Raw genomic sequence first — 21,025 nt, forward strand, 5'->3', positions numbered from 1 at the left:
TCTCCCTTGGGGAGAGGGGTTCTTGAACTAGCCGCGAGCCTGGTTCCCTCACAGCACGTAAACGAAGATGAACAGCCCGATCCATACCACGTCGACGAAGTGCCAGTACCAGCTGGCCGCTTCGAAACCGAAGTGCTTGTCGGCGTCGAAGTGCCCGCGAATGATGCGGATCAGCATGATGCTCAGCATGATCGCGCCGATGGTCACGTGGGCACCGTGGAAGCCGGTGAGCATGAAGAAGGTCGCGCCGTAGATGCCCGAGCCCAGGGTCAGGCCCAGCTCGCTATAGGCTTCGTGATACTCGTAGGCCTGCAGCACCAGGAAGCACGCGCCCAGCGCCACGGTCAGCGCCAGCCACATCTTCAGCGGGCCGCGATGGTTCTTCTTCAGCGCATGGTGGGCGAAGGTCACGGTGAAGCTGGAGGTGACCAGCAGCAGGGTGTTGATCAGCGGCAGCTTCCACGGATCGATCACTTCCTTGGGCGGCGGGAAGAGTTTGTTGTCCGGGTTGCTGAGCTGCGGCCAGCCGGTTTCGAACTGCGGCCAGAGCATGTGCGAGATGCCGTGGTGGCCTTCGCCGCCCAGCCACGGGTTGACGAAGTGGCGCACGTAGAACAGCGCGCCGAAGAAGGCGGCGAAGAACATCACCTCGGAGAAGATGAACCAGCTCATGCCCCAGCGGAACGAGCGGTCCATCTGCGGGCTGTAGAGCCCGCCGCGGCTTTCCTGGATGACGTTGCCGAACCAGCCGAACAGCATGTAGGCGAGGATCAGACCGCCAGCGAAGAAGATCCACGGACCGTGGGACTTCTCATGGCCGGCGCTCATGTCGTTCATCCAGGTGCCGACGCCGAACAGCGTCACCAGCATGCCGACGGTGGCGATGATCGGCCACTTGCTCTGCGCGGGGACGTAATAGGGATCGTGGGTTGCCATTGTTCTTGTTCTCCTTGCCCAGAAGTCGGTTGCTGATCTACTGCGCGTCGGTGAGGCTGCGTTGGAACCGGCCTCGGAGTCCTCATTTACAGCTCGTAAACTCCGGCTCCTCGGCCGGTTCCGCCTTGCCTCACTCTAGCTCGCACGATCATCCACCGACTTCTCAGCGCTCGTTACTGGCCACGGGCGGCTTGCGGGCAGTGATGTCGAACAGCGTGTAAGCAAGCGTCAGGTGACGCACATCCTTGGGCAGGTCGCGGTCGACGATGAAACGCACCGGCATCTCGATGCGCTCGCCCGGCTGCAGCACCTGCTGGGTGAAGCAGAAGCATTCGGTCTTGTGGAAGTAGGTGGCCGCCACCGACGGCGCGATGCTCGGGATCGCCTGGGCGGTCATCGGCTTGTCGGTGGGATTGCGAGCCACGAACAGCATCTGGTTCACCGCACCCGGATGCACCACCAACTGCTCTGACTCGGGGTGGAATTCCCAGACCATGTCGATGTTGTTGTTGGCGACGAACTGGATCTTCACCTCGCGCGACTGATCGACCACCTGGCCGTCGCCCTGGTAGGCGGTGCCGGAGGTCTTGCCGTTGATGCCCAGCGCCTTGCACATCACGTCGTACAGCGGCACCAGGGCGAAGCCGAAGGCGAACATGGCGACCACGGCAATGACCAGCCGGGTTACCAGCTTGCGCGTTTCGATGTTGCCGTCGCTCATCTCGTCGTCCTCGTTTCGCAGGGGCGGGCTCCGCTGGTGGCGGGAGCCGATCGCGGACGGAGTCCGCTCCTACGCAAGACCCGTCATTTCACCTCGGGCGGGGTGGTGAAGGTGTGGTACGGCGCGGGCGAGGGAATCGTCCACTCCAGGCCTTCGGCGCCATCCCAGGGTTTGGCCGGTGCTGCCGGGCCGCCGCGAATGCACTTGATGACGATGAACAGGAACAGCAGCTGCGTGGTGCCGAACATGAAGGCGCCAATGGACGAGACCATGTTGAAGTCGGCGAACTGCAGGTTGTAGTCCGGAATCCGCCGCGGCATGCCGGCCAGGCCGACGAAGTGCATCGGGAAGAACGCCAGGTTCATGCCGATGAAGCTCATCCAGAAGTGCAGCTTGCCCAGGGTCTCGTCGTACATGTGGCCGGTCCATTTCGGCAGCCAGTAGTAGGCCGAGGCGAAGATGCCGAAGATCGCGCCGGGCACCAGCACGTAGTGGAAGTGCGCCACCACGAAGTAGGTGTCCTGGTACTGGAAGTCCGCAGGCGCGATGGCCAGCATCAGGCCGGAGAAACCGCCGATGGTGAACAGGATGACGAAGGCCACGGCGAACAGCATCGGCGTCTCGAAGGTCAGCGAGCCCTGCCACATGGTCGACGCCCAGTTGAACACCTTCACCCCGGTGGGCACGGCGATCAGCATGGTCGCGTACATGAAGAACAGCTCGCCCACCAGCGGGATGCCGACCACGAACATGTGGTGCGCCCACACGACGAAGGACAGGAAGGCGATCGACGCGGTGGCGTAGACCATCGAGGTGTAGCCGAACAGCGGCTTGCGGCTGAAGGCCGGGATGATCGAGCTGACGGCGCCGAACGCCGGCAGGATCATGATGTACACCTCGGGGTGGCCGAAGAACCAGAACACGTGCTGGAACAGCACCGGGTCGCCGCCGCCGGCCGCGCTGAAGAAGCTGGTGCCGAAGTGGATGTCCATCAGCATCATGGTCACGCAACCCGCTAGCACCGGCATCACCGCGATCAGCAGGAACGCGGTGATCAGCCAGGTCCAGACGAACAGCGGCATCTTCATCAGCGTCATGCCCGGCGCGCGCAGGTTGAGGATGGTGGCGATCACGTTGATCGCGCCCATGATCGAACTCATGCCCATCAGGTGGATGGCGAAGATGAAGAAGGTCACGCTGTGCGGCGCGAAGGTCGTAGAGAGCGGCGCGTAGAAGGTCCAGCCGAAGTTCGGGCCGCCGCCGGGCATGAACAGGGTGCTCACCAGCAGTCCGAAGGCCGCCGGCAGCAGCCAGAAGCTGAAGTTGTTCATCCGTGGCAGGGCCATGTCCGGCGCGCCGATCATCAGCGGCACCATCCAGTTGGCCAAACCGACGAAGGCCGGCATCACCGCGCCGAAGACCATCACCAGGCCGTGCATGGTGGTCATCTGGTTGAAGAACGCCGGCTCGACGATCTGCAGGCCCGGCTGGAACAGTTCGGCGCGGATCACCATGGCGAAGGAGCCGCCGAGCAGGAAGGCGCAGAAGCTGAACCACAGGTACAGCGTGCCGATGTCCTTGTGGTTGGTGGTCAGTACCCAGCGCATCAGGCCCTTGGCGGGGCCGTGGTGGTGGTCGCCGGCGTGAGAATGGTCGGGGTGATCGATCACTGTACTCATCGCGGCCTCCTTATTGTTGTTTCTGCTTGTAGGCGACCACTTCTTGCGGGGTCACCATGTCGCCGTCGTTGTTGCCCCAGGCGTTGCGCTCGTAGGTGATCACCGAAGCGATATCCACTTCCGAGAGCTGCTTGCCGAAGGCCGCCATCGCGGTGCCGCTCACGCCGTTGAAGACAGTCTCCAGGTGGTGCTCCTTGGGCCCGGTGACGATCTTCGAACCCTTGAGCGCCGGGAACATCGGCGGCATGCCCTGGCCTTCGGGCTGGTGACAGGCGGCGCAGACGGTGTGGTAGACCTTGTCGCCACGGGCGACCAGCTCTTCCTTCGTCCACTCCTTGCTGGTCAGCTCCTTGAGCTTGGCGGCCTCTTCCTTGCGCTCGGCCAGCCACTTGTCGAAGTCCGGCTTGGATTTGACGTCGACGACGATGGGCATGAAGCCGTGGTCCTTGCCGCACAGTTCGGCGCACTGGCCGCGGTAGACGCCGGGTTGGTCGACCTTGGTCCAGGCTTCGTTGACGAAGCCGGGAATGGCATCGCGCTTGACCGCGAAGGCCGGTACCCACCAGGAGTGGATCACGTCGCTGGACGTGACGAGGAAGCGCACCTTGACCCCGGCTGGCAGCACCAGCGGGTTGTCCACCTCGAGGAGGTAGTGCTCGTCCTTGTCGGCCTTGTTGTGGATCTGGTCCTGGCGCGTGGCGAGGTTGGAGAAGAACTCCACGTCCTGGCCCAGGTACTTGTACTGCCACTTCCACTGGTAGCCGGTGACCTGCACGTCCAACTCGGGCTCCGAGGTGTCGTACATGTGGATCAGCGTCTTGGTGGCCGGAACGGCCATCACCACCAGGATCAGGAAGGGAATGACGGTCCAGAGGATTTCCACCGTGGTGCTTTCGTGGAAATGCGCGGGCTGCTGCCCGGTGGACCGACGGTGGACGATCATCGACCAGAACATCGCGCCAAAGACGACGATGCCAATGACGACACAGATCCAGAAGATCGTCATGTGCAGATCGAAGACATTACGACTGACTTCCGTCGCACCGGGGGCCATGTTGACCGTCCAGGCGGCGTTTGCCTGACTGAAAGCCAAGAGCAAAAGGAAGCCCATCCAGACTCGTGGATGTCGCAGCATTCGGGTTCCCCTTATCGTTGTTTTTATCCCGCCGGCATTGCGCCCCGGCTATGAACCCCATTCCAGAGGGTTCGAGCCTGAACAAGCCAACGGCCAAGGGAGGGACCGCCAAGACAACTTAACTTTGACCGTCTTCACCTCGGCGCACACAGGGCAGGCCGGGTCCATCAGGTTTTCGGTGTGTCGAACGGGAGTATAGCCATGGGTTGCGACATAACAACGCAGAGTAAAAAACCGTTTTCAAAGACCGAAGTGTGATCTCAAAGCCACGGACGGCGCGGGTTTGGAGTACCATAATGGCCGTCTGATATGCCGTGCCGGCATAACCAGTTCATGAATATGACAATCGCGTCTTAGCTGCGCCCTGCCACCGGCTAAGGTCTTTCTTCATTTCCAAAACCCGCTGTCTTGGAGCCGTCATGAACACCGCTGCACTGCGTGAGCTGATCCGGAATGCCCATCTGCTCGAATCCCGCCACGGCCATCTCGCCCGCCTGATCCAGAGCCAACTGCAAAGTCTGCACCCGAGTATCGCCCTGGCTGGCGAGGACCCCAGCGGTACGCTGACGCGCTTCGTGCACGCCTACATCGAACAGGTGCCGGACTTCCTCGACGCCGCCAACGCGGTGGCCCGCGCGGCCGGTATCGAGGACCGCATCAAGCCGGTGCTCAAGCTCGCCGAGCAGTTCTTCCTCACGCCGCCGGCACTGCTCGACGGCCACGACGGCCTGGACGCGCTGCTGGACGAGTCCTACCTCGCCCACCGCCTGGTGGAGGAAGTGAACGACCGCTACATCGCCCATTTCAACCAGCCGCTGATTCCGCTGGACACCACGGTGGCCAACCTGGTGGCGCACCAGCTGATCGGCGAACCCTTCGCCAACCAGCTGGATGAAGCGGTGCACCATGCGGTCAACGGCATGCTCGACGACAGCACCTTCAGCGCCGAGTCCGCGCTCAGCTACCGCGCGCGCCTCAACGACCCGCAGGTGGTGATGGCCTGGCAGCAGTGGCCGTGCCTGTCGCGGCAGTTCGGCGTCGAACTGGAGCTGGGCCGCGACTGAGCCTCAGCTCGCACCCTGCAGCGCGCGTACCCGGCCTTCCACCCGGCGGCGCAGGCCGTTGCCCTCGATGGACAACCGGCAATCGCTGGCCGCGGCGGTTCGGCCCCAGTCTTCCAGCAGCTCCATGCACGCGTGGTCGATGTAGCTCAGGTGCTGCAGCGGCACGCGCAGATGCGTGCCCGGTTTCACCGACTGCAAGGCCTTGGAAAGCGCCGGTACCTTGAGGAAGGTCGCCGCACCGACCAGGCGCAGCTCGGCGCCGTTGCCCGTCTCGTCATAGCGCAGGTTGATCTTCAGCCGTGCGGCCTTGAACACCAGCTTTAATACCGTCAGCGCAAACCCCAGCAGCACGCCGGTCAGCAGGTCGGTGGCGGCGATGGCCAGCGCGGTCGCGGCATGCACCAGCACCGGCATCCGCCCATAACGCCCCAGCGAGCGCAGCGCTTTCAGGTCCACCAGCTTGATGCCCGTGTAGACCAGTACGCCCGCCAGGCTGGCGATGGGAATCTGCCGCAGCAGCCCGCCCAGCAGCACGACGAAACCCAGCAGCCACAGCCCATGGAATATCGCCGAGGCGCGGCTGCGCGCGCCGGCCTGCACGTTGGCCGAGCTGCGCACGATCACCCCGGTCATCGGCAGCGCGCCGACCAGGCCACAGAGCATGTTGCCCACGCCCTGGGCGCTCAGCTCGCGGTCCATGTCCGAGCGCGGGCCGGTGTGCATGCGGTCCACCGCGGCGGCCGAGAGCAGCGTCTCAGCGCTGGCGATAAAGGCCACTACCACGGCGGCCAGCAGCAGCGTCGGGTCGAGCAGGGCGCCAAGATCCTCCGGGCGCAGCCAGTCGATGGCATCGCCGAGGTTCTGCGGCACGCTCACGCGCAGCACATCGAGTTGCAGGGAGATGCTCGCCAGCGTCGCCAGGCTCACGCCAATCAGGGCGCCGGGCAGCATGCGCAGCCGGCCCGGTTTGAAGCGGTCCCACAGCGCCATGCAGGCCATGGTGCCCAGCCCGAGTAGCGCCGCATCGAAGCCGCTGGCCTCGGATAGCAATGCCGCGGGGAAGGCCAGCAGGTTATCCAGCCCGGATGCCTGTGGCTTGAGATCGAGCATCACGTGAACCTGTGACAGCACGATGAGAATGCCGATGCCGGCGAGCATGCCGTAGACCACGGCAGGTGAAGTGACGCGGAACCAGCAGCCCAGGCGCAGCCTTCCGGCCAACAATTGCAGCGCGCCGGCCAGCAGCAGGATCGGCCCGAGCATGGCCATGCCATGGGCGCGCACCAGTTCGAAAACCAGCACGGCGAGTCCCGCTGCCGGGCCGCTCACTTGCAGCGGCGAGCCGGCGAGAAAGCCGACGACCAGGCCGCCGATGATGCCGGTCACCAAACCCTTGGCCGGCGGCATGCCGGAGGCGATGGCGATGCCCATGCACAGCGGCAGGGCGACGAGGAAGACCACCCCCGACGCGAGCAGGTCGCGCGGCAGCACGTGGCGTAGCTGGGAAAATCCGGATGGAACAGAGTGGGGAGCCGACATGGCGCTGTTCTCCTGAGCATTTTTCGGGCGCGCGAAAGCCCACGACGCCGGTCTCGACCGCATCGACACGCGCAATTCAAGGAAGTGGCGAACGCGGTGGAAGCGTGCGCCTCAGGCAGGATCAAGCAGATGAAGGGCGCGGCGATTGTTCTGGTGGGGCGCCGCGCCCTGGGAACTCGCTGGTATCAGAAGCTTATTGGGGGGAGTAGCGCGGGCGCGGGGTGGCGCTGGGCGTCGGGCCTTCGCCGTCGAGGGCGCGGAAGCGGCCTTCCTGGGCGTCGTAGGCCTTGATGGCGCTGGTCTCGATGTCGTACACCCAGCCATGGATGAACAGCTGGCCGGACGCCAGGCGCGCGGCCACGGACGGGTGGGTTTTCAGGTGGTCGAGTTGGGCAACCACGTTCTCCTCGGTGAGCACCCCAAGGTGCTCCTGGGTGGCGCAACCGCAGGTCTGGGCGACCACGGTGCGGGCCACTTCGGCGTGGCGCAGCCAGGCTTTCACCGTCGGCATGCCTTCCAGCGTCTGCGGAGCCAGCACTGCCTTCATCGCGCCGCAGTCGGAGTGGCCGCAGACGATGATGTGCTGCACGCCCAGGGCCATGACCGCGAATTCGATGGCGGTGGAGACGCCGCCGTTCATCTGGCCATAGGGTGGAACGACGTTGCCGACGTTACGGGTGACGAACAGGTCGCCCGGCGAGCTCTGGGTGATCAGCTCCGGAACGATGCGCGAATCGGCGCAGGTAATGAACATGGCGCGTGGGTTCTGCGCATGGGCCAGCTTCTTGAACAGTTCTTCCTGCTGCGGGAAGACGTCGTGACGGAACTGGCGAAAGCCCTCGACGATACGGCGCAGCGCCTCGTCAGCGCTTTCGTGGGCCAGATCTTCACCGTGCGTTTTGTCGTTCATGTATCCGCCTCGAAAAATGACAAAGAATTTTCCCACGTCAGCCGACGTTCTCCCTAGGGAGAAAAGACACAGGCGTGCGAAAAAAAACTGCAGTGACTGGCCGGTCACTTCCGCTCAAACCCTAGACAATCAAGATTAAACCAAAATTAAAAAACCGCTCTGGAATGAGCTTTTGCATGATGTTTCGCCGACATTTCAAGATGATATCGACAAGCTATCATGGCGATGGAATGTCACGGTGCTAGTGTGATGATGCGTATATTTTCGCTGCCGGCAATGTGACATTATTCGTGGCGATTGCTGTCAGACCCGGACCATCGGGCCTACCGCTTGGTCAGGATGACGAGCGTGGCGCACGACGCCGGACCTTCCCTCCAGTCCCCTCAAAAACACAAGGATGTGACCATGCAAGACATCTACAAGATGGCCGGCAATGCGGCTGCGAGCGCGGTGCAGACGGTCAGCGGCGGCGAGCTGCTGATGCCGATGTTCCACTGCCTGGAGCCCGATGGCCGGCTCAAGATGGTGGTGCTGATGGCGGATACCGGTGAAGAAGCCATGCAGGCCGGCCAGCGCATGTACCAGGAGAACACCCACCAGGCGACGGGTGCGGTATGGATCGTCGATGGCTTCGTGACCCACAAGGAAGTCGGCAAGGTCGATGCGCTGATCCTGAATGTCGTTTCCTACGCTGAACCGCGCCGTGAGATGCAACTGGCGGTTCCTTATCGCCATGCCCACAGCCACGAAGGCTTCGCCGTGTTCAAGCCCAAGCTGCTGGGCGTGACTGGTATCGCCCAGGACGAGCTGCAACCGCTGATCGATGCTTTCTATGAAGGTCGCGACGAAAATGCCGAAGGCCGTGCGATCTGGAAGGAGCACCAGCAGGAGCAGATCACCGGCATGACCGGTTTCGCCGGTTTCTCCGCCGAGGACTGGAAGCATCTGCGCGAGGCTCCGGTGGCGATCTTCTGCATGGTCGCCAGCGCCGACGGCGAGATAGACGCCAAGGAGGCCGAAGCTTTCGGCAAGCTGTTCAAGGAGTCCGGCAAATACCCCAGCGTGCTGATGCAGCGGGTGATGACCGAACTCAGCCCGGATACGCCCAGTGGTCGCGCGGTGCTGATGGATTTCCTGCAGCGCTTCGTCAGCCCCGAGTTCAACCGCTTGCAGTACCTGGTCGACGTCAACCGCCTGCTCAAGCAGCAAGCCAGCGACGCTGACGCAGCGGCATTTAAGGAGGACCTGCTGGCCCTGGGCAAGGCCGTGGCGGAGTCCTCCGGCGGCTTCTTCGGCTTCGGCAGCAAGGTCAGCAAGGCGGAGAAGAGCGTGCTGGTGGTCATCGAAAAGCTGCTCAACTCGCCGCTGGAGCTCAGCCAGATGATGGCTGACCTGGTAGCGCCCGACCGGTAACTCAGAACAGGCTCATCTGGCTGCGCGGCGGGGCGAACGCCGTGCAGTCCAGGTTGAAGCTGCCGCGCCGGCCCAGCCCCAGGCGGCGCATGGCGACCTCGAAGCGCTTGGCCAGCAGGTCGGCGAACGGGCCTTCGCCACGGAAACGGTGGCCGAAGCGACTGTCGTAGATTTCCCCTCCGCGCAGCTGGCGGATCAGGCTCATCACATGGTTGGCGCGCTGCGGGTAGTGCGCCGCCAGCCATTCCTCGAACAGCGGGCCGACCTCGCGCGGCAGCCGCAACATCATGTAGCTGGCGCTCTGCGCGCCAGCGTCGTGGGCCGCTTCGAGCAAGGCTTCCAGCTCGCGGTCGTTGATCATCGGGATCATTGGTGAACACAGCACGCCCACTGGAATGCCCTGTTCGCGCAGCACGCGGATCGCCCGCAGGCGCGCGGAGGGCGCAGCGGCGCGGGGTTCGAGGATGCGTTTCAGCTCATCGTCCAGCGTGGTGAGACTGATCATCACGGCAACCAGGTTCTGCCGGGCCAGCTCAGCCAGCAGGTCGAGGTCACGCAGGATCAGCGAGCCCTTGGTGACGATGGTCACCGGATGGCGGAAGCGCAGCAGCACCTCGAGAATCTGCCGGGTCAGGCGCTGCTGGCGCTCGATGGGTTGGTAAGGGTCGGTATTGGCGCCCAGGTTGATCGGCGCGCAGACGTAGCCTTTCCGGCTCAACTCTTCTTCCAGAACCTCGGCGGCGTTGGTCTTGGCGATCAGCTTCGTCTCGAAGTCCAACCCCGGCGACAGGTCCCAGTAGGCATGGCTGGGTCGCGCGTAGCAGTAGATGCAACCATGCTCGCAGCCGCGATAGGGGTTGATCGAGCGATCGAAGGGCAGGTCCGGCGACTGATTGCGCGAGATCACCGTCTTTGCCAGCTCGGTGCGGATTTCGGTCACCTGGGGCTTGGGTACTTCGTCGTACCAATCGTTATCCACAGGCACCGAGGTGGTCGGCGCGAAGCGGTTGTGTGGATTGCTGGCGGTGCCTCGGCCGCGGGGTGGAAGGGCATTGGTCATGTGGGAAAACTCTGAAGAAATACTGTATATGAATACAGTAATCCACGAAGTTTTCCACAGCCAGCGATAACTGCTCGGCGGTCGGCGCTGCTCACCGGGCACGCCGTCTTTATACGGAAACGGGTTCTTTGTAAGAGCGAGCTTGCTCGCGAACCGCTTGGCTCCCAAGCAGTCGGGAAATTCTGTTCGCGAGCAAGCTCGCTCCTACGGGGTTCTACAGCAGCCGGGTGAACAACCAGTACAGCCCCGCCGCCAGGCCGATGGCCGCCGGCAGCGTCAGCACCCAGGCCAGCAGCATGTTGCGGATGGTCGGCCACTGCAGGCCGCTGCCGCTGGCGGCCATGGTGCCGGCCACGCCGGAGGAGAGCACCTGGGTCGTCGACACCGGCAGGCCGAATCCATCCGCCGCGCCGATGGTCAGCATCGCCACCAACTGCGCCGAGGCGCCTTGTGCATAAGTCAGCGGCGTCTTGCCGATGCCTTCGCCGACCGTGGTGACGATGCGCCGCCAGCCCACCAGCGTGCCCAGACCCAAGGCCAGCGCCACAGCGACCTTGACCCACACCGGGATGAAGCGGATGGCCCGGTCGCCTTCATGGCGCAGTGCCTGCAGGCTGCTCCAGGTTTCCAGCTCGAAGCGCTGGTCGCTGCGGTCCAGCAGGCGGATGGTTTCCAGCGTCAGGTAGAGATCGTTGCGCAGATCCTGGACTTCCTCGGCGGGCACCTTGTCCATCTGCCCGTGACGCTGCAGGCGCTCGCGCACATCGCCGATCACGCTGCCCAGCGACGGCAGCAGCTCGGGCCGCACCACTTCGTCTTCCTGGTAGCTCAGTAGCGTCTGGCGGGGATCGGCCGCAGGGCTGCCGCCCGCGCGCTGCAGGTGTTCCTGGCTGGCCTGGGTGAGGGCGAGCAACTGGCGCGTCTGCTCCGGTGAGTGGGAGCGATCCACGGCGAAGGCCAGTGGAACGGTGGCGATCAGGATCAACATGATCAGGCCGATGCCCTTCTGTCCGTCGTTGGAACCGTGGGCAAAGGAAACGCCAGTGCAGGTGAGGATCAGGATCGCGCGAATCCAGCGTGGCGGCGGAGTGCGGCCTTCCGGCGCGTGGAACAGCGCGCGGTTGCGGATCGTCGAGCTCATCACCCGCAGCAGCGCGAAGGCGGCGAAGAAACCCACCACCGGCGACAGGAACAGCGCGTAGCCCACCGTCGTCAGCTGCGACCAGGCATTGCCCGACAGCCCGATGTGCCCGGCCATGGCGCCGTGGGCCAGGCCGATGCCGACGATGGAGCCAATCAGCGTGTGCGAGGACGATACCGGCAGCCCCAGCCACCAGGTCCCCAGGTTCCACAGGATCGAGGCGATCAGCAGGGCGAAGATCATCGCCAGCCCGGCGCTGCTGTCCACCTTGAGCAGCAGGTCCAGCGGCAGCAGCGAGACGATGGCGAAGGCCACCGCGCCGCTGGAGAAGAGCACACCGAGGAAATTCCAGACCCCGGACCAGGCCACCGCGAAGCGCGGGGGCAACGCGTTGGTGTAGATGACCGTGGCCACCGCGTTGGCCGTGTCGTGGAAACCGTTGATGAACTCGAAGCCCAGGGCGATCAGTACGGCCACCACCAGCACCACCACTGGCCAACCGGCCTCGAGGTGTGTGCCGCTTGCGCGGATGTCATGGGCGAGCGCGGCGAAGGTAAAGACCAGCGCGGCGGCCAGCAGCAGGAAGAACGTCAGCCGCCCCTTGAAGCCGTGGGTCTCGCGCAGGACAGGGCTGATCGGGAACTGGGTCAGCCGCGAGGCGCGCATCACCTCCAGCATGCCAAAGCGATCAAGCACGGTGGGGCTTCCTTCGGGTCGGTGGCGGCATCGGGGGATTCCTTGCGGCGATGCTCTACAGACTAGCCGGCCCCCGCGTGGGTGGAATCAATGCAGGTCAATTGGCAACGATTTCTGGCCTTCCTGCTGCCACGTACCGCTCAATCCGCTAGCGCTCGGCGTCAGCGAAAAGAGCGCTGGCGGCGGCCCCGCTTCCCGTAGCACCAGGTTGCCCTGGGCATCGCGCTTGCCGCTCAGGCTGATGTAACGGGCATATTTTTCGTAGAAATAGGCGCCGCTGACGGTGCCATCCGAGTTTTCGTTTTCGAGCACTAGGATGATTGGATAGCGCCCGTCGAGCTTGCCTCGCGATACGCCGGCCGAGAGGCGGGCGGGATCAGGCGCGCAGTCGGTATGTTTCTCCACCAGCAGGCAACGACCATAATCGCTCAGGTATCTGGTGAGTTCGGTGTACTTCCAGCTGTTGCTGTACTCGCCGAGATCGTCCAGTGCCTGGACAACGTGGGGAGCGCACAGCTCGCGAACCAGTGTCAGCGCATCTTTCCCGAGGACCAGGTCGTTGTAGCTCAGATCATCATCGCGAACATACGGCAGGCAGTTCTCGTAGATATGTTTCTGCTCCTGGGCCTCCTCGGGATCACTCCGAAGGCGCAAGTCCTTCTCCGGCAGGTTTCCGGTCAGGAATCCCTCGATCCGTTTCACCCGTGCTTGGCTTGCTTGCAGACGTAGCCATTGCTGACCATCCGGGGTGAAAAGATCACGTAGTTGGATGGGCTGCCCGGTGTGCGCATCGAAGTTGTATGTGGTGGTGTGCTGCGACGGGTAAGCCGACATGTACTCGTAGGCAATGTCCATGCTGAGGTAGCCCGGTTCATCGCTGACTAGCTGGAAGTCCATGCTGGTCACGCCCTGCCAGCCATCGTCGCCTTCCGGCCAGATATCCTCGAACGCCGATTTGCCATAGCGCCCCGGCAACTTCTGCAGGCTGACTGCCTGTAGCCAGGTATTGATGTTGGCTGCCGCCTCATTCTTGTCCGTCAGCAGCGGGAAACGGTACTCGGACCCGTTTGGGTGCGTCGCCTTGATCGGCTCGACATGAAACGCTGCGCTCGCCGAAGTGGCGAGCGCGAGCAGCAGGCTGGGAAGAATCAGGTACTTCATGTGCCATCCGTGGCTAGGGAATCATTCCTGCGGCTTCTTCAGCTTCGGATTAGGGAAGAACTGCACGCCCTGCACCTTCGGGTCCTTGGGCTTTTCCAGCGCGCTGGTGTTGACGCGGGTGGAGAGCTCCTTGGGCACCGACTGGCCCTGGGCGTTGAGGGTGTCGGCGTAGCCACAGGCGACGCATTCGCGGTGCGGTACGCCGTCGACGTCCCACATGACGATCTTGTCCTGCTCGCTGCACGCCGGGCAGACAGCCCCGGCAATGAAGCGCTTCTTCACCTCGCTCATCACGCGGCCTCCTCGGTCAGGCCGGAGTGGCGCAGCAGGGCGTCGATGGACGGCTCGCGGCCACGGAAGGCGACGAACAGCGCCATCGGCTCCTGGGAGCCGCCCTTGGCCAGGATCGCGTCGCGGAAGGCCGCGCCGGTCGCCGGGTTGAGCACGCCTTCTTCCTCGAAGCGGGAGAACGCGTCGGCGGAGAGCACCTCGGCCCACTTGTAGCTGTAGTAACCGGCCGCGTAACCGCCGGCGAAGATGTGCGCAAAGCTGTTGGCGAAGCGGTTGTACGCCGGCGGGCGCATCACCGCGACTTCATCGCGGATCGCCTCGATCACCTGCAGCACGCTGCGGCCGTCACCATGGGTGGCGTGCAGCTCGAAGTCGAACAGGGAGAACTCCAGCTGGCGGACCATCATCAGGCCGGACTGGAAGTTCTTCGCGGCGAGCATCTTTTCCAGCAGGTCCTGGGGCAGCGGCGCACCGGTCTCGTAATGGCCGGAGATCAGCGCCAGGCCTTCGGGCTCCCAGCACCAGTTCTCCATGAACTGGCTCGGCAGTTCCACTGCGTCCCAGGCCACGCCGTTGATGCCCGAGGCGCCAGCGTGTTCGACGCGGGTCAGCAGGTGGTGCAGGCCGTGGCCGAATTCGTGGAACAGGGTGGTGACTTCATCGTGGGTCAGCAGCGCCGGCTTGCCGCCGACGGCCGGGGTGAAGTTGCACACCAGGTAGGCCACTGGCGCTTGCAGTTCGCCGCCAGCGGTGCGGCGACGGTCGCGGGCGCCGTCCATCCAGGCGCCGCCGCGCTTGTTGGCGCGGGCGTAGAGGTCGAAGTAGAAGCGGCCGACGTGCTGGCCGTTTTCCTCGATCTCGAACAGGCGCACGTCCGGGTGCCAGCGCTCGAAGTCGTTCAGTTCGCGAATCTGGATGCCGTAGAGCTTCTGCACGATGGCGAATAGACCGCCAAGCACCTTGTCGATCGGGAAGTATTCGCGCAGGGCTTCCTGGGACACGCTGTAGCGCGCCTCGCGCAGCTTCTCGCCGAAGTAGCTGGCGTCCCAGCTCGACAGGTTCGGGCAGCCCTGCTCGGCGGCGTAGGCCTTGAGCTGCTCCAGGTCCTGGGCGGCGAAGGGTTTGCTGCGCACGGCCAGGTCGCGGAGGAAATTCAGCACCTGCTCGGGCGTCTCGGCCATCTTGGTGGCCAGGGACAGCTCGGCGAAGTTCTTGAAGCCCAGGAGCTGCGACAGCTCCTGGCGCAGGTCGAGGATTTCCTGCATCACCGGGCCGTTGTCGTTCTGCCCGGCGTTCGGGCCCTGATCGGAAGCGCGGGTGCAGTACGCGGCGTAGACCTCTTCGCGCAGGGCGCGGTCTTCGGCGTAGGTCATCACCGCGTAGTAGCTGGGGAACTCCAGGCTGATCAGCCAGCCGTCCAGTTCCTTGGCCTGCGCGGCGGCCTGCATCTGCGCCTTGGCGGAGTCGGTCAGGCCGGCGAGGGCGGCTTCGTCGGTGACGTGCTTGGTCCAGGCCTGGGTGGCGTCCAGCAGCTGGTTGGAGAAGCGGCTGCCCAGCTCGGACAGGCGCGTCTGGATTTCCGCGTAGCGCTGCTGCTGGTCGGCCGGCAGGTCGATACCCGACAGACGGAAGTCGCGCAAGGCGTGTTCGAGGATGGTTTTCTGGGCGACGTCGTAGCCCTTCGACTCGGGGCTGCTGGCGAGCGCCTCGTAGGCCTTGAACAGCTCGGGGTTCTGTCCCAGCTCGGTCCAGTAGGCGGACAGCAGTGGCAGGCAGCCTTCGTAGGCTTCGCGCAGTTCGGCGCTGTTGCATACCGCGTTGAGGTGGCTGACCGGGCTCCAGGCCTTGCCCAGGCGGTCATGCAGTTCGTCCATGGCCAGCACCAGGCCGGCCCAGGTCGGGGTGCCGTTCTGCTGGGCGAGGATGTGCGTGATGGCCGCGCGGTTGTCGGTGAGGATCTGCTCGATGGCCGGCTTCACGTGCTCGGGGCGAATGGACGAGAAGGGCGGCAGGTCGTAGCTCTGCAGAAGAGGATTCGCGCTCACGGTGGCACCTTGGCTGAAGAAACACCCGGCCATCTTAAATACAATCGGACCCATCCGCAGCCACAGGAAAGCTATCGTGACGATTCGAACCTATCAGGGCAAAACGCCATCCCTCGGCGAGCGCGCGTTCGTCGATGCCAGCGCGGTGGTCATCGGCGACGTGGAGATCGGCGCCGACAGCTCGGTCTGGCCGCTGGTGGTGATCCGCGGCGACATGCACCGTATCCGCATCGGCGCGCGCACCAGCGTGCAGGATGGCAGCGTGCTGCACATCACCCACGCCGGCCCGTTCAATCCGGACGGCTTCCCGCTGACCATCGGCGACGAAGTGACCATCGGTCACAAGGTGCTGCTGCACGGCTGCACCATCGGCAGCCGGATTCTGGTCGGCATGGGCTCCATCGTGATGGACGGCGCGGTGATCGAGGACGAGGTGATCCTCGGCGCCGGCAGCCTGGTGCCGCCGGGCAAGGTGCTGGAGAGCGGCTTCCTCTATGTGGGCAGCCCGGTGAAGAAGGCCCGCCCGCTGACCGACAAGGAACGCGCGTTCTTCAGCTATACCGCCGGGAATTACGTGAAGCTGAAGGATCAGCACATTGCCGAGGGGTTTGCGGGCTGATCGATTCCTTCTGGGCTGCTGCTTTGCGAGCAAGCGCGCTCCTGCAACGGGCGCACTCGCGGCGTTACGGCTTTCTGTAGGAGCGAGCTTGCTCGCGAACCCTGGACGTAGAGTGAATAAAGCGCAGCGCTTTTTCCGCCCTGCGTTTAGCGTTCTGATACGACAGCGTCGATGTTGCCCCCTCACCCCAGCCTTCTCCCTCAGGGAGAGGGGGCAGATTGTGCCGGCTGATACCAAGGCTTCACCCTGCGCCGAACGGTCCCCTCTCCCGCTCGCGGGAGAGTATTAGGGTGAGGGGCTCTTGTGCAGCCAGGCTTCGAGGCCCGACATACCGCCAGACGGCCCGCCGCGCCAAGCCCCACGCCCTATACTGACCCAAGGTGACCGGACGCCAGGGCGTGCCCGGCCGAACTGAACAGCGGGCGGCGCCGGGGATGTCGCCCAGCCGGCGAGCGGCCATGATCAGTCTGTGCTCTCCCAGCGCCACCGCTTCGCCCTGGCAGCGTAGCGGCATCATTGCCCTGCTTCTGCTGGCACTGGGCGGTTGCGCCCATCACTCCGCAGAACCGACTGCGCCTATCACCGAAGCCACCTGGCGCCAGGTCGATGCCGACATCGGCGCCGCCTCGCTGGCCGCCACTTCCCAGGCCCGCGCCTACGCCGAAGACGCCATGCAGCAGTGGATGGACCTGGTCTACCAGCGCACCGACCAGCAGTTCATTCCCTGGTTTTCCAGTTACTGGACGCAACAATGGCTCGGCATGAAGGTCGCCTGGTACAAGATGGGCTCCCACGGCGACCTCGACCCCACCGTCGACAAGCTCGCCGCCTATCTGCAGGAGCAGTACCGCAAGCAGGTGCTGGTGCCCGTGGCGAAACAGGTCGACCCCGATGCCGTGATGGAGAAAGCCACCCGGCACTACGTCGAGCTGCTGACCGTGGCGCTGAAGGAAATTCCCCAGCGCCGAGGCATCCCGCAGAAGGCCTTCGATGAGCACCTGATGGGCATTCCGGCGATCAGCCTCGGGCCGCCGTCCAGCCGCGATGCATCGCTCTACGATGTGGTGCGCGTCAAGGACATCGGCAAGCTCCCCGCCTTTGCCGCGCTGATGCAGGAAATCCGCACGGCCTCGGGCAAGGCCGGCGCTGGCACCAAGGTCAGCGGGGTGTCACCGGTCGCCCAGCGCACCAGCGCCAAGCTGGTCAACGAACTGAAGAACCGCAGCATCGTTGGCGTGGTCGCGGGTGCGGCCGGCAAGGTCGCAGGCTCCGTGATCTCCGTGGCCTTCACGCTGTTCAGCATGGCCGGCAACGACCACGCGCGGCCGGAGGTGGAAACCCAGTTGCGCAAGGAGATCAACGCCGCGTTCGACGAACAATGGCTGGCGCTGATGCGCGACCCGGACGGCGGCGTGATGGCCGGCGTCGATCACCTCGGCGGGCGGGTGCAGGAAAAGCTCGCCGGCCAGCTGGCGCAGCCGGAGGATGAACCAGGCGTCGACAGCCAGTCCTTTGGCGCCGCACCGGACGAGCCCATCAGTGCTACCGGTGGATTCCGCGTGTTGCGCCAGGGACAGGGGTATGCGGCGCCGGCCCCGTGACACCTGTCGTTGCCAGGCGACTGACGACAGCGGCCCCGCGCGGGGTAGGATAGGACTTCCGCAATCGAACCCCAGGCACCCCAGGACGCGACGTGGCCCCACGCAAACCTTCCCAAGCCAAGCGCGCCGCCGGTGTTGACACTCCCCTGACCGTCGTCGGACTGGGCGCATCCGCCGGGGGATTGGAGGCACTGGAGGAATTCCTGCGCGCGATGCCGCAGACCTCCGCCTTCGCATTCGTGATCGTTCAGCACCTGGACCCGGGCCATCCCAGCCTGCTGTGCGAGATTCTTGGCCGTGCAACCCGCATGCGCGTGGTCGAGGCGGCGGAGGGCATGGCGGTCGAGGCGGGGACTGTCTATGTCATTCCTCCCCGCCACGACCTGAGCCTGGGCAAGGCCACCTTGCATGTGACCGCTTGGCTGCCACCACGCACGACGCACTTGCCGATCGACACCTTCTTCGCCTCACTGGCGCAGCGCTACGGGCGCCGGGCGGTGGGTATCGTACTGTCCGGCACGGGCGCGGATGGCACGCTGGGCTGCCGGGCGATTCTCGACCACGGCGGTCGAACCTTGGTCCAGACGCCCGAAGATGCGGCCTACGGCGGGATGCCCAGCAGTGCGATCCTTGCCGGCAATGCCGGCCAGGTACTTTCGGTGCACGACATGCCGGAAGCCCTGATGGGGGGGCGGCCAGCGCGCGGCAATGCGTTGCCCGAGGAGCAGGCCGATGCGTTGAGCGCCATCCTGACGTTCCTGCGCCAGGTGACCGGCCACGACTTCACCCAGTACAAGCAGAGCACCATCCTGCGGCGCATCGAGCGGCGCATGCTGCTCCAGCAGATCGACGACCAGCAGGGCTACGCTGACTATCTCCGGCAGCATCCCGATGAAGCCCGGCAGTTGTTCAACGAGCTGCTGATCAACGTCACCCAGTTCTTTCGCGATTCAGACGCCTTCACTGTACTCAAGGAAGAAGTGCTGGCGCCACTGCTGGCGGAAAAGCCCGATGACTATGTCTTCCGCGTCTGGGTGGCGGGCTGTGCCAGCGGCGAGGAGGCCTATTCCGTGGCCATCCTGCTGCATGAGCTGATGGAGCGCAGCGGCCGGTCGCTGGCACTGCAATTCTTCGCCACCGACCTGGACGAGGACGCCATCGTGACTGCCCGCGCCGGTCTCTATCCGCCAGGGATCGCCGCGGACATCGGCGCCGGGCGACTGCAGCGCTACTTCACCCAGGAAGAGGGTGGCTACCGGATTCGCAAGGAAATCCGCGAGATGATCGTGTTCGCGGTGCAGAACGTCATCAAGGACCCGCCCTTCACCCGCCTGGACCTGCTGTGCTGCCGCAATCTGATGATCTACCTCGGGCCACAGTTGCAGAACCGGCTGCTGCCGACCTTCCATTACGCGCTCCGACCCGGTGGGGTATTGTTCCTCTCGCCTTCGGAGAGCGTCGGCGGGCATACGGCGCTGTTCACCGCGCTGCACCGCAAATGGAAGTTCTACCGAGTGAACAAGGCATCGTCTTCCAAGTCCGTGACACTGAGCGGCAACCTGTCGTGGGTGCCGGAGCGGGTCAACACACCACCGGATACCTCCCCGAAAATGGTCAAAGAAATCAACGTCGCCGAACTGACGCGTCGCATGCTGCTGCAGGACTTTGTCCCCGCCTCGGTCGTCACCGACCTGCAGGGCAACATCATTTATATCCACGGCGATACCGGTAACTACCTGCGTCCCGCGCCGGGGCAGGCGACGTTGAACGTCATCGACATGGCCCGCGAAGGACTCAAGCTGGACCTGCGCACGGCGGTTCAGCAGGCCGCACAGGGCGGCGCGGACACCCTGGGCCGGGACGTCGCAATTACCGGCGGTCAATTGACCCGTGCCATCCGTCTGAGCGTGCGGCGCTTGCCGGAGGGCCAGCAGGGCGATCTGCTGCTGATCAGCTTCCAGGAAATGCCGGCGCAGGTCCCTGTTGCATCCCTGCAACAGCCGACCGATTGCGATTCGGCGCAGGTCTCCGCGCGCATCCAGTTGCTGGAGCACGACCTCGCCTACACGCGCCGGAACCTGCAGGCGACCATCGACGAACTGCAGGATGCCAACGAGGAACTCAGCTCGGCCAACGAGGAAATGCAGTCCACCAATGAAGAGCTGCAGTCGTCCAACGAGGAGCTGGAAACCTCCCGTGAGGAATTGCAGTCGGTCAACGAGGAACTGGTGACCGTGAACACCGAGTTGCAGGCCAAGATCGAGCAGCTCGGCGACATGCAGAACGACATGAAGAATCTGCTAGACAGCATCAATATCGGAACTATCTTTCTTGATGCGCAGTTGGCCATTCGCAGGTTCACCCGTGACGCGGTGAAAATCTACCGGCTGATTCCGAAGGATGTTGGCCGCCCCCTGGCCGATATCACGTCCTATCTGGATAGAAAGGATCTGCTCGTGCGCGCACAGGAAGTGCTGGATACCCTCATTCCCTATGAGGTCGAACTGTGCACCACGACCGGTAACTGGTTCCTGGCGCGTTTGCTCCCGTATCGAACACTGGACAATGTGATCGACGGAGTAGTCCTCACTTTCCACGACATCAATACCCGCGTAGCCAACGAGCAGTCGGTGCAGGCCGCACGGGACCTCGCCGAGGCGATCGTCGACACGATGATCGAACCTTTGCTGGTTCTCGATGAACGCTTGCACGTCGTATCGGCCAGTCGCTCCTATTACCGTGAATTTCGCACCACCGCGGCCGACACGGTCGACCGCACGCTATATGAGCTGGGCAGCCGGCAGTGGGACATACCGGCGCTGCGTACCCAGTTGGGTACCATTCTTGAGGGTGATACCAGTTTCGATGGGTTTGTCGTGGAGCACCACTTCCCGAGCATCGGCCCGCGAACCATCACCCTCAACGCTCGACGCGTAACAGGCAAGGGCGCTCGTCCCCACCTGATCCTGCTCGCCATGCAGATGCAGCCGCCGAGAAGCTAGAGGCCCGGATGG

General features: G+C 64.1%; 16 protein-coding genes. 5 read left to right on the forward strand and 11 right to left on the reverse strand.

The annotated features are described in order from the left end of the window. Positions 1 to 48: 48 nt before the first annotated feature. The 4 genes from JVX91_RS05870 to coxB all read right to left on the reverse strand — a co-directional run bounded on the left by JVX91_RS05870 (position 49) and on the right by coxB (position 4,471). Positions 49 to 936, reverse strand: coding sequence for a cytochrome c oxidase subunit 3 (locus JVX91_RS05870; RefSeq protein WP_205338417.1), 888 nt, complete (start codon positions 934 to 936; stop codon positions 49 to 51). Between the two features lie 163 nt (positions 937 to 1,099). Further along, a complete protein-coding gene (locus JVX91_RS05875; protein ID WP_169935228.1) occupies positions 1,100 to 1,657 on the reverse strand; it encodes a cytochrome c oxidase assembly protein in 558 nt (185 codons plus the stop codon). 83 nt (positions 1,658 to 1,740) lie between these two features. Continuing rightward, complete coding sequence (gene ctaD, locus JVX91_RS05880; protein WP_024763722.1) at positions 1,741 to 3,336, reverse strand: cytochrome c oxidase subunit I; 1,596 nt, start codon at positions 3,334 to 3,336, stop codon at positions 1,741 to 1,743. A 10-nt stretch (positions 3,337 to 3,346) separates the two neighbouring features. Next, positions 3,347 to 4,471 (reverse strand): cytochrome c oxidase subunit II, encoded by a 1,125-nt coding sequence (gene coxB / locus JVX91_RS05885; RefSeq protein ID WP_205338418.1) that lies wholly within the window; start codon positions 4,469 to 4,471, stop codon positions 3,347 to 3,349. A 419-nt stretch (positions 4,472 to 4,890) separates the two neighbouring features. On the opposite strand from coxB, the gene JVX91_RS05890 reads away from it, so the two are divergent. Beyond that, entirely contained in the window at positions 4,891 to 5,535 is a 645-nt protein-coding gene (locus tag JVX91_RS05890) for a hypothetical protein (protein ID WP_205338419.1), read from the forward strand. Positions 5,536 to 5,538: 3 nt separating this feature from the next. On the opposite strand, the gene JVX91_RS05895 is transcribed toward JVX91_RS05890, so the two are convergent. Both JVX91_RS05895 and JVX91_RS05900 read right to left on the reverse strand, forming a co-directional pair. Continuing rightward, complete coding sequence (locus tag JVX91_RS05895) at positions 5,539 to 7,074, reverse strand: SulP family inorganic anion transporter (protein WP_205338420.1); 1,536 nt, start codon at positions 7,072 to 7,074, stop codon at positions 5,539 to 5,541. Positions 7,075 to 7,267: 193 nt separating this feature from the next. Then, positions 7,268 to 7,984: a carbonic anhydrase gene (locus JVX91_RS05900; protein ID WP_205338421.1), complete on the reverse strand. Its 717-nt coding sequence runs from the start codon at positions 7,982 to 7,984 to the stop codon at positions 7,268 to 7,270. Between the two features lie 405 nt (positions 7,985 to 8,389). Between JVX91_RS05900 and JVX91_RS05905 the strand changes: the two genes are divergently transcribed. Beyond that, positions 8,390 to 9,397, forward strand: coding sequence for a hypothetical protein (locus JVX91_RS05905; RefSeq protein WP_205338422.1), 1,008 nt, complete (start codon positions 8,390 to 8,392; stop codon positions 9,395 to 9,397). 1 nt (position 9,398) lies between these two features. On the opposite strand, the gene JVX91_RS05910 is transcribed toward JVX91_RS05905, so the two are convergent. From JVX91_RS05910 to prlC, 5 genes are all read right to left on the reverse strand, one after another. Further along, positions 9,399 to 10,457 (reverse strand): PA0069 family radical SAM protein, encoded by a 1,059-nt coding sequence (locus tag JVX91_RS05910; protein WP_205338423.1) that lies wholly within the window; start codon positions 10,455 to 10,457, stop codon positions 9,399 to 9,401. 214 nt (positions 10,458 to 10,671) lie between these two features. Continuing rightward, positions 10,672 to 12,294: an inorganic phosphate transporter gene (locus tag JVX91_RS05915; RefSeq protein WP_240201707.1), complete on the reverse strand. Its 1,623-nt coding sequence runs from the start codon at positions 12,292 to 12,294 to the stop codon at positions 10,672 to 10,674. A gap of 87 nt (positions 12,295 to 12,381) precedes the next feature. Beyond that, the gene (locus JVX91_RS05920) at positions 12,382 to 13,455 is read right to left on the reverse strand and encodes a hypothetical protein (RefSeq protein ID WP_205338424.1); all 1,074 of its coding nucleotides are present in this window, start codon (positions 13,453 to 13,455) and stop codon (positions 12,382 to 12,384) included. Between the two features lie 21 nt (positions 13,456 to 13,476). Next, complete coding sequence (locus tag JVX91_RS05925) at positions 13,477 to 13,746, reverse strand: YheV family putative zinc ribbon protein (protein ID WP_024763727.1); 270 nt, start codon at positions 13,744 to 13,746, stop codon at positions 13,477 to 13,479. After that, positions 13,746 to 15,791: an oligopeptidase A gene (gene prlC, locus JVX91_RS05930; protein WP_205338425.1), complete on the reverse strand. Its 2,046-nt coding sequence runs from the start codon at positions 15,789 to 15,791 to the stop codon at positions 13,746 to 13,748. The genes JVX91_RS05925 and prlC overlap by 1 nt, the downstream gene beginning before the upstream one ends. A gap of 76 nt (positions 15,792 to 15,867) precedes the next feature. Here prlC and JVX91_RS05935 point away from each other — a divergent pair, with 76 nt between their 5' ends. The 3 genes from JVX91_RS05935 (at position 15,868) to JVX91_RS05945 (ending at position 21,013) form a co-directional block, all read left to right on the forward strand. Continuing rightward, positions 15,868 to 16,410, forward strand: coding sequence for a gamma carbonic anhydrase family protein (locus JVX91_RS05935; RefSeq protein ID WP_205338426.1), 543 nt, complete (start codon positions 15,868 to 15,870; stop codon positions 16,408 to 16,410). Between the two features lie 458 nt (positions 16,411 to 16,868). Then, positions 16,869 to 18,011 (forward strand): hypothetical protein, encoded by a 1,143-nt coding sequence (locus tag JVX91_RS05940; protein ID WP_205338427.1) that lies wholly within the window; start codon positions 16,869 to 16,871, stop codon positions 18,009 to 18,011. 92 nt (positions 18,012 to 18,103) lie between these two features. Further along, positions 18,104 to 21,013 carry a chemotaxis protein CheB gene (locus tag JVX91_RS05945; RefSeq protein ID WP_240201708.1) on the forward strand — a complete coding sequence of 970 codons (2,910 nt, stop codon included), beginning with the start codon at positions 18,104 to 18,106 and terminating at the stop codon, positions 21,011 to 21,013. The last annotated feature ends 12 nt before the right edge of the window (positions 21,014 to 21,025 follow it).

Source organism: Pseudomonas sp. PDNC002, assembly GCF_016919445.1.
Taxonomy (GTDB): domain Bacteria; phylum Pseudomonadota; class Gammaproteobacteria; order Pseudomonadales; family Pseudomonadaceae; genus Pseudomonas.